The following is a 12142-nucleotide window of genomic DNA, read 5'->3' as shown; positions in this document are numbered from 1 at the left end:
TACGACAAACTAAAGGGGGGACCAACCATGAGTCCATTATTAATTGCTAACATAGTCTTAACAGTCGTGGTTGTGCTTTATGCAGTAGGATTGTTCTTCTATCTGTTGAAAACACGCTATAAGTATGTGCAATTGGGGAAAAAGGTTGAGTTTGATGAAAGTGTTAAAGAGCGACTACGCTATATTATGGTCAATGTATTTGGTCAAAACAAGCTATTAAAGGATCCAAAGAGTGGATTAATTCACGTGATGTTTTTCTATGGATTTTTGATGGTTCAGTTAGGGGCCATTGATTTAATTTGGAAAGGACTAGCACCAGGATCACATCTGCCATTAGGTATTTTCTATGGTGTCTTTACGTTCTTCCAAGAGCTTGTAGTTTTAATGATTTTAGTTGCGGTAGTGTGGGCATTTTACCGCCGCTATGTAGAAAAGCTAGTGCGTCTAAAAAGAGGATGGAAAAACGGTCTTGTATTAATTTTCATTGGTGGCTTAATGGTCTCAACATTAATCGCTAATGGTATGGGATTAATCTGGCATGGTGAGGGGTTAACTTATACGGAGCCTGTTGCTTCAAGCATTGCTGCTATATTTGGCTTCCTACCTGCATCAGTAGCTGCTGGAGTGTTTTATGTTATGTGGTGGGCACATCTTTTAATTCTATTAACATTCCTTGTGTATGTACCACAATCTAAGCATTTCCATTTAATTGTTAGCCCACTGAATGTTTACATGAATCGTTTAGATCGTGTGGGTACATTAACGCCTATCGATTTTGAGGCATTAGAAGAAGCAGGAGAAAATGCTGAAAGTGAAGAGGATATGCCTTCAATTGGAGTTGGACGCATACAAGACTTCACACAAAAGCAAATGCTCGATCTGTATTCTTGTGTGGAATGTGGACGTTGTACCAATATGTGTCCTGCAACTGGAACAGGAAAAATGCTGTCTCCAATGGATTTAATCGTAAAATTGCGTGATCATTTAACATTTACTGGCGCTGTTGTAACAAAGCAAAAGCCTTGGGTACCTTATCAATTCTTTGCCAATACCAAGGGTAATCAGCTTGCGATGGCTGCTGGTGCTGAAGGCGCAGTAATTGAAGATATTTACAGCCCATCTTTAATTGGCGATGTGATTACAGAAGAAGAAATTTGGGCTTGTACGACTTGTCGAAACTGTGAGGATCAATGTCCAGTAATGAATGAGCATGTTGATAAAATCATCGACCTACGTCGCTATCTAACAATGACGGAAGGAAAAGTTAATCCTGATGCACAACGTGCCATGACAAATATCGAACGACAAGGGAATCCTTGGGGCTTAAACCGTAAAGAAAAAGAGAATTGGCGTGATCTTGATCCAACAATCCATATTCCAACAGTAAAAGAGTTAAAAAAATCTGGCGAAGAAATGGAATATCTATTCTGGGTTGGTTCGATGGGGGCATTCGATAATCGCTCTCAAAAAATTGCTTTAGCTTTCTGTCGTCTATTAAACGAAGCTGGTGTGAAGTTTGCGATCTTAGGAAATAAAGAGAAAAACTCTGGGGACACACCTCGTCGTTTAGGAAATGAATTTTTATTCCAAGAATTAGCTACAGCAAATATTGATGAGTTTGAGAAAAATGATGTGAAGAAAATAGTGACAATCGACCCTCATGCTTACAATATCTTTAAAAATGAATACCAAGACTTTGGCTGGAATGGCGAAGTGTATCATCATACTGAAATACTAAATCAGTTGATTGAGGAAAATCGTCTGGCACTCAATTATGAAGTTCATGAAACAATTGTTTTCCACGATTCCTGTTACTTAGGCCGTTACAATGATGTTTATGATGCGCCGAGAGAAATTCTACGCGGTATCCCGGGTGTGAAGCTTGTGGAAATGGAACGAAATCGCGAAACTGCTATGTGCTGTGGTGCAGGTGGTGGCTTAATGTGGATGGAAGAGCATGTTGGTAATCGCATTAATGTAGCTCGTACAGAGCAAGCTCTTGCTACTAATGCATCCGTTATTTCATCTGGCTGTCCTTATTGCTTAACAATGCTGGAGGATGGTACAAAGGCAAAAGAAGTGGAAGACTCTATTGGCACATTCGATGTAGCAGAATTACTAGAGCGTTCAGTGTTCGGTGAAAAAGTGAAGGCTGTTGATCCTTCATCTGAGGAAGCTGAAGAAGAAACATTAGAGGAAGTGGTAGCATCCGTAGAAAATGTTCAACAGGACGAGAATACGGAAGCGAACGCAGAAAAATGATCGCTATTGTAGAAATATTTTAGTTATCTGAAAAATATAAATTGCACAATAAAAAATTGTTTTGTAGAATAAGATTAAATGGAAATGGGAGTTGCAACTAACAAGCTCCCATTTTTCATCGATAGAAGTCGAGCGAGCGTTCAGTCAATGAAATGCTATACTACTTCATCGAGTACGTAAAACAAAAGGGGTGTTTTACTTGAATAGAGCTGTCATTTTAGCAGGAGCAAGAACTGCATTTGGTAAATTTGGAGGTTCATTATCAACATTACATGCAAGTGATCTAGGGGCAATTGCAATAAAAGGTGCGCTAGAGAAAGCAAATATTGCATCTGACGAAGTAGATGAGGTTATTTTGGGCTCTGTTTTACAAGGGGGACAGGGGCAAATACCTTCGAGGCAAGCTGCGATAAAAGCCAATTTACCAACAGCGGTAAAAACAGAAACAATCAATAAAGTTTGTGCATCAGGGATGCGTGCAGTGACATTAGCAGATCAATTGATTCGATTAGGGGACGAAGAAGTGATTATTGCTGGTGGAATGGAGTCTATGTCCAATGCTCCGTACTATCTGTTAAATGGTCGAAATGGCTTGCGTATGGGAGATTCCACAATGGTGGATGGCATGCTTTATGACGGTTTAACATGTGCTTTCGATAAAGCGAGACCGCATATGGGGAGCTATGGTAATGCAACAGCTAAGGAATTCTCGCTCAGTCGTGAGGAACAGGACGCTTGGTCTGTTCGCAGTCATGAGCGCGCACTAGCGGCGATTGAACAAGGTTACTTTGCTGAAGAAATCGTACAAGTGGAGATTCCACAACGTAAAGGACAACCACTGATCGTCGATACAGATGAAGCACCAAGAGCAGGTACAACGTTGGAGGTACTAGCAAAACTGAAACCAGCCTTTGACAAGGATGGCACGATCACAGCAGGTAATGCACCTGGCGTTAACGATGGTGCATGTGCCCTCGTGGTTATGAGTGAGGAACGTGCCACACGTGAAGGAAGAGAGCCATTAGCAATAATTTTAGGTCATGAAGAGCTTGCCATCGAGCCAGAAAACTTCCCACAAACACCAGGTCTTGTTATTAATAAATTGCTGAAAAAAACCAATAAATCATTGGCAGATATTGATTTGATCGAAATCAATGAGGCCTTTGCAGCAGTCGCTTTGGTCAGCAAGCAGTTAGCTGATTTAGATGCTGAAAAGGTGAATGTTAATGGCGGTGCGGTTGCTTTAGGTCATCCTATTGGAGCATCTGGTGCACGTATTATTTTAACGCTTGCACAAGAATTGAAGCGTCGTGGTGGAGGCATCGGTATTGCTGCAATTTGTTCAGGTGGGGGTCAAGGTGATGCGATTATGATTGAAGTACCAAAAACAGGGGGACTGAACTAATGGGAATTCAAAAGGTAATGGTCATTGGTGCAGGGCAAATGGGCTCTGGTATTGCACAAGTTTGTGCACAAGCAGGCTATGATGTGAAATTGAATGATATCAAACAAGAGTTCTTCGAGCGTGGAATAGGAGTTATTACAAAAAATTTATCACGTGATGTAGAAAAGGGCCGTAAAACGGAGGATGACAAAGCGGCTGTTTTAGGTCGAATTAGTATGTCACTAGATTTACAGGATGCTAGTGATGTAGATATTATCATCGAGGCAGCTGTAGAGAATATGGACATTAAGCAATCCATCTTTAAGCAACTTGATGGCATTGCACCAGCACATGCCATTTTAGCTACGAATACATCTTCGTTGCCTATTACTGAAATTGCAGCGGTAACAAATCGACCAGAGCAAGTAATTGGTATGCATTTTATGAATCCAGTGCCAGTAATGAAGCTTGTTGAAATCATTAGAGGCTTAGCAACTACGGATGAAGTATACAAAGCTGTTGAAGCGATGACAGTCAAGTTAGCGAAAACACCAGTAGAAGTGAATGACTTCCCAGGATTTATTTCAAACCGTATTTTGCTACCAATGATTAATGAAGCAATTTATGCACTTTATGAAGGTGTAGCTACGAAGGAAGCAATTGACGATGTGATGAAGCTAGGTATGAACCATCCGATGGGACCATTAACATTAGCAGACTTCATTGGCTTAGATACTTGCCTTTACATCATGGAAATTTTACATGAGGGTCTAGGAGATAGTAAATATCGCCCTTGTCCACTGCTTCGTAAATACGTTGCAGCTGGCTGGCTAGGAAAGAAATCAGGAAGAGGCTTTTACGTTTACGAATAATCCTATGGGGATGGGGTTATGTAGATGTTGCGGACAACTTAGAGGGGTGACATTATAGATGCAATTGCAATTTACAGATGAGCAAATGATGATGCGCGATATGGTTCGTCAATTTGCTCAGGAAAAAATTCAACCATGGGTAGGGCGGATGGAAGCAGGAGAATTTCCACGTGAGCTTCTACAACAAATGGGTGAACTTGGCTTAATGGGGATTACGACACCAGAAGACTTAGGTGGCTCTGGTATGGATTTTACATCGTATATTATTGCGATTAATGAATTGTCAAAAGTAAGCGCTGTAATGGGGGTTATTTTATCAGTGCATACTTCGGTTGGAACAAATCCGATCATTTACTTTGGAAATGAGGAACAAAAGAAGCGTTATGTACCAAAGCTTGCAGCCGGGGAATATTTAGGCGCATTTTGTTTAACAGAGCCAGGTGCAGGCTCTGACGCAGGTTCTCTACAGTCAAAGGCAGTACGAGATGGCGATGAATATGTGATTAACGGCTCTAAAGTTTTTATTACAAATGGCGGAGAGGCTGATGTATATATCGTATTCGCCTCAACCAACCCTGCTGAAAAAACACGAGGTATTTCAGCTTTTATTGTTGAAAAAGGAACACCAGGTTTAATCATTGGTAAAGATGAACAAAAGATGGGTTTACATGGCTCACGCACTGTTCAACTGACATTCGATAATTGCCGCATCCCAACCGACAACCTTTTAGGGGAAGAGGGAGAAGGCTTCAAAATTGCGATGGCGAATTTAGATGTAGGGCGAATCGGTATTGCAGCACAGGCATTGGGGATTGCTGAAGCAGCACTAGAGGCGGCTACTACTTATGCAAAAGAGCGTGAGCAATTCGGAAAACCGATTGCTGCTCAACAAGGAGTTGGCTTTACACTCGCTGATATGGCAACAGCTGTTGAATCGGCAAAACTATTAGTGTATCGTGCAGCAGATTTACGTGCAAAAGGTTTACCGTGTGGAGCAGAAGCTTCAATGGCCAAACTTTTCGCATCACGAACAGCTGTACAAACGTCAATAGAAGCGGTTCAAGTTTTTGGCGGCTACGGCTACACAGAGGACTATCCAGTAGAGCGATATTTCCGTGATGCAAAGGTCACGGAAATCTATGAAGGTACAAGTGAAATTCAAAAACTAGTTATTAGTAAACATTTACTGAAATAAAGCCTGATGATAGGCTATTCTCTTAGGGATGACTTATTAAAGTGGAGTAAAGACCTCATCAAGAATGGAAACTCGCTCCAATGCTCCAATATGATTGACAATCGCTGAACCCAGAACAACACACAGGTAACATAGAACAGAGTCTAATTAAAAAGGGGAAATGGACAATGAACTTTCAGTTAACAGAAGAGCATGAACAATTACGTGAAATGATTCGTGATTTTGCTATAAATGAAGTGGCACCAACAGCTGCTGAACGTGACGAGAATGAAGAATTTGACCGTGCAATTTTCGATAAAATGGCGGAGCTTGGGTTAACTGGTATTCCGTGGCCAGAGGAATATGGTGGAGCTGGGTTTGACTACCTTGCATATGTCATTGCTGTTGAAGAATTATCACGTGTCTGTGCCTCCACTGGGGTAACATTATCAGCACATACTTCACTGGCAGGATGGCCACTGTACAAGTTCGGTACAGAAGAACAAAAACAAAAATACCTTCGTCCAATGGCAGAAGGAAAACATATTGGTGCGTATGGTTTAACAGAACCAGGTTCAGGATCTGATGCGGGTGGCATGAAAACATATGCTAAACGTGATGGCGATGATTATATTTTAAATGGCTCAAAAATCTTTATTACAAACGGCGGAGTGGCAGATACATATATTGTGTTTGCAGTAACAGATCCAGAAGCTAAACACGGTACATCAGCATTTATCGTGGAAGCTGGATTTAAAGGTTTCTCTGTAGGGAAGAAAGAAAAGAAATTAGGAATTCGTTCATCTCCTACAACCGAAATCATTTTCGACAACTGCCGTGTTCCAAAAGAAAACCTACTAGGAGCTGAAGGGGAAGGTTTTAAAATTGCTATGACGACACTAGATGGTGGACGTAATGGTATTGCTGCTCAAGCTGTAGGAATTGCACAAGGAGCGCTGGATGCAGCAGTTGACTATGCCAAAGAACGTGTGCAATTTGGTAAACCAATCTCTGCTAACCAAGGTGTATCTTTTAAATTAGCAGACATGGCAACTCAAATTGAAGCTTCTCGACTTCTTACATACCAAGCGGCTTGGTTAGAGTCTAATAACCTACCATATGGTAAGGCTTCTGCAATGGCGAAATTAATGGCTGGCGATACAGCAATGAGTGTAACGACAGAGGCGGTTCAAGTATTTGGTGGCTATGGTTATACAAAGGATTATCCAGTAGAGCGCTTTATGCGTGATGCGAAAATTACTCAAATTTACGAAGGTACGCAGGAGATTCAACGTCTTGTAATCTCGCGTATGCTAACGAAATAATTGATGACAGAAAAAGATAAAAGGCCCCAAGTACAGTCAACTGTAAAAGATGAAAATTTAATCGCCATTCGTCGTGAACAAATGATTCAAGGAGCTATTAAGCTATTTAAAGAAAAAGGCTTTCATCGTGCCACGACGAGAGAAATCGCAAAAGCTGCAGGCTTTAGTATTGGTACTTTATACGAGTACATCCGTACTAAAGAAGACGTTCTTTATCTTGTTTGTGATAGTATCTATCATCATGCAATGGAGCGGCTTTCAAGTTACGAGATTAAAGCTGGAACAATTGATGAGTTAAAAGAAATGATTCGAGAATATTTCGTGCAAATTGATAGCATGGTTGATGAGCTAACAATCATGTATCAAGAAACAAAATCATTGTCAAAAGAAGCACAACGCTATGTTTTTAGTAAAGAGTTTGAAATGGTTGCCACTTTTGAACGCTTGCTACAGCGCTGTGTGCAGTCTGGGGAACTAACAATGACAGACAAGCAAATCCATTTAGCAGCCAATAACTTAGTTGTCTCAGGACAAAGTTGGGCGTTCCGCAAATGGGCATTACATCGTCAACATTCAATTGATGAGTTCATCGACATGCAAATCACCTTGTTCATTTCAGGCATAAAGGGGTTCTAATATTTCGTAAGGGGTTTGTCGGCAATTGCATACATCGACATTGCAATTGTCGGCTTTTTTCAATTCATTAAGGGGAGAGAGTGGGGAATTCATATGACAAAGGTAGAAGTATATCGTCCAAAAAATCACGTACGTTTTGTGACAGCATCAAGTCTTTTTGATGGACATGATGCTTCGGTCAATATAATGCGACGCATATTACAATCGAGCGGTGTAGAAGTAATCCATTTAGGGCATAACCGTTCTGTCGAAGAAGTCGTGAATGCCGCGATTCAAGAAGATGCACAAGGTATTGCAGTTTCTTCTTATCAAGGCGGGCATATGGAATACTTTAAATATATGTATGATTTGCTGCGTGAAAAAGGGGCACCGCATATTAAAATTTATGGCGGTGGTGGTGGGGTTATTTTACCTCGTGAAATTAAAGAGCTTCATGCGTATGGCATTGCAGGCATTTTCTCACCAGAGGATGGCCGTGTTTTAGGGCTACAAGGGATGATTAATGAGCAAATTAAAGGAACGGACTTTCCAACTGCAACAGGCAACTATTTAGATAAATTAGAGGCTTTAACGACAGAAACGCCTGAAATTTTAGCCAATCTAATTACAGCAGCTGAGTCAAATGAGGATGAAGCTACGAAAGAGATGTTAATTGAGGCACGAAAGCGTTCAAAAGGTACACCTGTCATGGGGATTACAGGAACAGGTGGCGCAGGGAAATCTTCATTAACGGATGAGCTGATTCGCCGTTTCCTGAAAGAATTCCCAGATAAACGTGTAGCCATTCTTTCAGTCGATCCAACAAAGCAAAAAACAGGTGGAGCATTACTTGGCGATAGAATTCGCATGAACGCCATCTTCAATAACCGCGTTTATATGCGTAGTTTAGCAACACGAGGCTCTCGCACTGAATTATCTGCATCTATTGGTGATGTAATAGATGTAGTACGTGTAGCGGGCTATGATTTAATCATCGTCGAAACAAGTGGTATTGGTCAAGGTGATGCCGAAATCACAAGGTATACAGATCTTTCCATGTATGTTATGACAAGTGAATTTGGTGCACCTACACAGCTTGAGAAAATTGATATGATTGATTTTGCAGATGTCATTGCGATCAATAAGTTTGAGCGTAAAGGCTCGGAGGATGCGCTACGTCAAGTACAAAAACAATACCAACGATCTCGTGAGCTATGGGAAGAATCACTTGATAGTATGCCTGTTTATGGAACAATTGCTAGCCAGTTTAATGACAAAGGGACCAATGCATTATTCGCAGCTTTAGTTCATATTATTAACGAAAAAACAGGCTACAATTGGGAAACAAGCTATGAGCAATTTGCTAAGACGCAAAAGCAAGATGTCATTATTCCAAACGATCGTCGTTATTATTTACGTGAAATTACTGACACGGTTCGTGGCTATCATAAAAAATCAGAACAGCAGGTGGGATTTGCTCGCCGTCTGTTCCAATTAGAAGGTGCTATTACGGCAGTTAAGGAAAAAGCACCAGAGGATGCACTTATAGCATCGCTTTCTTCTTTAGCACAAGGTGCCAGAGATGAATTATCAGCAGAATCCAAGCGTATATTGGATAATTGGCAAACTTTAAAAGAAGCTTATGCTGGTGATGAGTTTGTGACGAAGGTTCGAGACAAAGAAATTCGCACTATTTTAAAAACAACAAGTCTTTCTGGTACAAAAATTCCTAAAGTAGCATTGCCGAAATTTGAGGACTACGGTGAAATATTACGCTGGGTGTACAAAGAGAATGTTCCTGGTGAGTTTCCTTATACAGCAGGTGTTTTCCAATTCAAACGTGAGGGAGAAGATCCGAAGCGTCAATTTGCTGGTGAAGGAACACCTGAACGTACAAATAAACGCTTCCACTATTTATCGAAGGATGACGATGCGAAACGTTTATCTACAGCCTTTGATTCTGTAACTCTCTATGGGGAAGATCCAGATTACCGTCCAGATATTTATGGTAAGGTCGGGGAATCGGGTGTATCGATCTGTACATTAGAGGATATGAAAAAGCTTTATGCAGGCTTTGATTTATGTGCACCGTCTACATCTGTATCTATGACCATTAATGGTCCAGCGCCTATTATTTTAGCGATGTTCATGAATACGGCGATCGATCAACAAGTTAAATTGCGCGAACAAGAGCTAGGACGGACTTTGACAGTAGAAGAGTTTACCGAGACACGTGAAAACACATTGCAGGTTGTACGTGGAACAGTACAAGCTGATATTTTAAAAGAAGATCAAGGACAGAACACATGTATTTTCTCGACAGAGTTTGCTTTACGTATGATGGGTGATATTCAGCAATACTTTATTGATCATAAGGTGCGTAACTACTATTCCGTTTCTATTTCGGGTTACCATATTGCAGAAGCTGGGGCAAATCCTATTTCCCAATTAGCTTTCACCTTAGCAAATGGCTTTACGTATGTAGAGTATTATTTAAGTCGTGGCATGAATATTAACGACTTTGCACCAAATCTATCGTTCTTCTTCTCGAATGGACTTGATCCAGAGTATACAGTAATTGGACGTGTTGCTCGTCGTATTTGGGCCATTGTAATGCGTGATAAATATGGTGCCAATGAACGTGCGCAAAAGCTAAAATATCATATTCAAACATCTGGTCGTAGTCTACATGCGCAAGAGATTGATTTTAATGATATTCGTACAACATTACAAGCATTGATGGCATTACAAGATAACTGTAACTCATTGCATACAAATGCCTATGATGAAGCTATTACAACACCTACAGAGGAATCTGTACGTCGTGCCATGGCTATCCAAATGATTATTACGAAAGAGCATGGCTTGGCAAAAAACGAAAATCCTCTGCAAGGTGCATTTGTTATAGAAGAATTGACAGATCTTGTAGAAGAAGCGGTCCTTGAGGAATTTGATCGTATTAATGATCGTGGTGGTGTTTTAGGTGCAATGGAAACGCAATATCAACGAGGTAAAATTCAAGAGGAGTCCATGTACTATGAAATGTTAAAGCATTCAGGGGAGCTACCAATCATTGGTGTCAATACGTACCTGAATCCAAATCCACCTTCAGACGCTGCTATCGATAATATGGAAATTGCTCGTGCATCCACAGAAGAGAAGGAAACGCAAATTCGCAATTTACAAGCATTCTGGAAGACGCATGAAGAAGAAAGTGAAGCTGCAATCGCACGTTTACAAGAAGTTGCTGTTAACAATGGTAATATTTTTGCTGAGCTTATGGAATCAGTAAAAGTAGCAAGCTTAGGACAAATTACAAAAGCTTTATATGAAGTTGGCGGACAATATCGTCGAAATATGTAATTGTAGACATTCAAAACTGCTTTTTTTCTAACATTTTTTTCTAATTTATGTAACAAGCTTCTCTAGTTTCTAGTGTCTAGTCTTAAGATTAGGCACTTCTTTTTATTTTCGTTATAATAGAAATGTAAAAAAAGGGGAGGCGCAGTAGGGATGAAATCATTTATTCACTACATAATTATATTAGCTTTAGTATTGGTAGCCATTTTCCTGTATAATAAGCAAATTGGCGCTATTCCTTTACTACTATTATCTGTTTATTTGTTTTATCTTGGAATAAAAAAAATGCGTAATATAAAAAACAGTAATTGAAGCTAGCAAAGGGGCTAAAACTTTGTATATAATGGGTATTATGCTTATGTATAGAAAGTACCTTTTGCGTGGCCTTTTTTGCTGCGCTTGGAAAATAAAGCACCATGTAATTTTAAAACGTCCATTGTGATGAGGGAAAGGAAGTGCACGAATTGAATTTTCGTGAAATGACAAAGGAACAATTAACGGAAGAATCGTTAATTAACTTAGCTTATGCAATTTTAAATGAAAAACGTGCCTCAGTGTCTTTTAATGATTTACTAAAATTAATTCAAGAGCTTGTGGGCTATAGTGATGCAGAAATGAAATCCCGTCTGTTACAATTTTATACAGATATTAATATTGATGGCCGCTTCTTATATAATCAAGAAGCAGGATGGGGCCTACGTGAATGGTTTAAAGTAGAGCAAATTGAAGAAGAAACAGCACCTTCTGTTAAGACTCAAAAGAAAAAATCTAAAGCTGCCTTTGATGATGAAGATCTTGATGAGGATGTAGATTTAGAAGAAGAAGATATCGACTTTGACGAAGACTTCGAAGAGTTTGTTGATGAAGAAGATATTGAAGAAGAGGACGAAGAAAAAGAAGAAATCGATTTTGACGATGAAGAAATCGAAGATATTGATGAAGAAATTGATGAAGACTTTATTGATGAAGAGGAAGAAGAGTTCGACGAAGAAGAGGAAGAAAACTAATACAGTACTCTTAGAATTTTCTTTCTATTAGGCATGGAGTAAAAAATCTTGACTTCTATCACGGTTCCGTTTAATCTTTTACTTGGGCTCCTTAAAAGAAGGAGAAAGACCGTGTATATAATACGCTCCCCCTGCAAACCTAT

At 40.0% G+C, this 12142-nt stretch carries 8 protein-coding genes; all 8 read left to right on the top strand.

The features are described 5' to 3' along the window. Positions 1–27: 27 nt before the first annotated feature. The 8 genes from MHI34_RS04375 to rpoE all read left to right on the top strand — a co-directional run bounded on the left by MHI34_RS04375 (position 28) and on the right by rpoE (position 11999). Positions 28–2262: a heterodisulfide reductase-related iron-sulfur binding cluster gene (locus MHI34_RS04375; protein ID WP_271912337.1), complete on the top strand. Its 2235-nt coding sequence runs from the start codon at positions 28–30 to the stop codon at positions 2260–2262. Positions 2263–2461: 199 nt separating this feature from the next. Continuing rightward, a complete protein-coding gene (locus MHI34_RS04370; RefSeq protein ID WP_342504142.1) occupies positions 2462–3667 on the top strand; it encodes an acetyl-CoA C-acetyltransferase in 1206 nt (401 codons plus the stop codon). Next, positions 3667–4518 (top strand): 3-hydroxybutyryl-CoA dehydrogenase, encoded by an 852-nt coding sequence (locus MHI34_RS04365; protein ID WP_036121460.1) that lies wholly within the window; start codon positions 3667–3669, stop codon positions 4516–4518. The genes MHI34_RS04370 and MHI34_RS04365 overlap by 1 nt, the downstream gene beginning before the upstream one ends. 58 nt (positions 4519–4576) lie before the next feature. Next, the gene (locus MHI34_RS04360) at positions 4577–5713 is read left to right on the top strand and encodes an acyl-CoA dehydrogenase (protein WP_058844291.1); all 1137 of its coding nucleotides are present in this window, start codon (positions 4577–4579) and stop codon (positions 5711–5713) included. A 167-nt stretch (positions 5714–5880) separates the two neighbouring features. Continuing rightward, positions 5881–7017: an acyl-CoA dehydrogenase gene (locus tag MHI34_RS04355; protein ID WP_036121450.1), complete on the top strand. Its 1137-nt coding sequence runs from the start codon at positions 5881–5883 to the stop codon at positions 7015–7017. Between the two features lie 3 nt (positions 7018–7020). Next, positions 7021–7653: a TetR/AcrR family transcriptional regulator gene (locus MHI34_RS04350; RefSeq protein ID WP_036121448.1), complete on the top strand. Its 633-nt coding sequence runs from the start codon at positions 7021–7023 to the stop codon at positions 7651–7653. A 93-nt stretch (positions 7654–7746) separates the two neighbouring features. Beyond that, positions 7747–10995: a fused isobutyryl-CoA mutase/GTPase IcmF gene (gene icmF, locus MHI34_RS04345; RefSeq protein ID WP_058844323.1), complete on the top strand. Its 3249-nt coding sequence runs from the start codon at positions 7747–7749 to the stop codon at positions 10993–10995. Positions 10996–11456: 461 nt separating this feature from the next. After that, positions 11457–11999 (top strand): DNA-directed RNA polymerase subunit delta, encoded by a 543-nt coding sequence (gene rpoE / locus MHI34_RS04340; RefSeq protein ID WP_058844289.1) that lies wholly within the window; start codon positions 11457–11459, stop codon positions 11997–11999. Positions 12000–12142 lie beyond the last annotated feature (143 nt).

It is taken from the genome of Lysinibacillus sp. FSL L8-0126, assembly GCF_038630385.1.
Classification (GTDB): Bacteria; Bacillota; Bacilli; order Bacillales_A; family Planococcaceae; genus Lysinibacillus; species Lysinibacillus fusiformis_D.
The sequence above is the reverse complement of the archived record's forward strand: the minus strand, read 5'-3'. Positions and strand labels throughout refer to the sequence as shown.

Bases quoted from the DNA above. Each gene is read 5' to 3' on its own strand.
- MHI34_RS04355 (WP_036121450.1), top strand. From the start codon at position 5,881: ATGAACTTTCAGTTAACAGAAGAGCATGAACAATTACGTGAAATGATT.
- icmF (WP_058844323.1), top strand. From the start codon at position 7,747: ATGACAAAGGTAGAAGTATATCGTCCAAAAAATCACGTACGTTTTGTG.
- MHI34_RS04360 (WP_058844291.1), top strand. From the start codon at position 4,577: ATGCAATTGCAATTTACAGATGAGCAAATGATGATGCGCGATATGGTT.
- MHI34_RS04375 (WP_271912337.1), top strand. From the start codon at position 28: ATGAGTCCATTATTAATTGCTAACATAGTCTTAACAGTCGTGGTTGTG.
- MHI34_RS04350 (WP_036121448.1), top strand. From the start codon at position 7,021: ATGACAGAAAAAGATAAAAGGCCCCAAGTACAGTCAACTGTAAAAGAT.
- MHI34_RS04365 (WP_036121460.1), top strand. From the start codon at position 3,667: ATGGGAATTCAAAAGGTAATGGTCATTGGTGCAGGGCAAATGGGCTCT.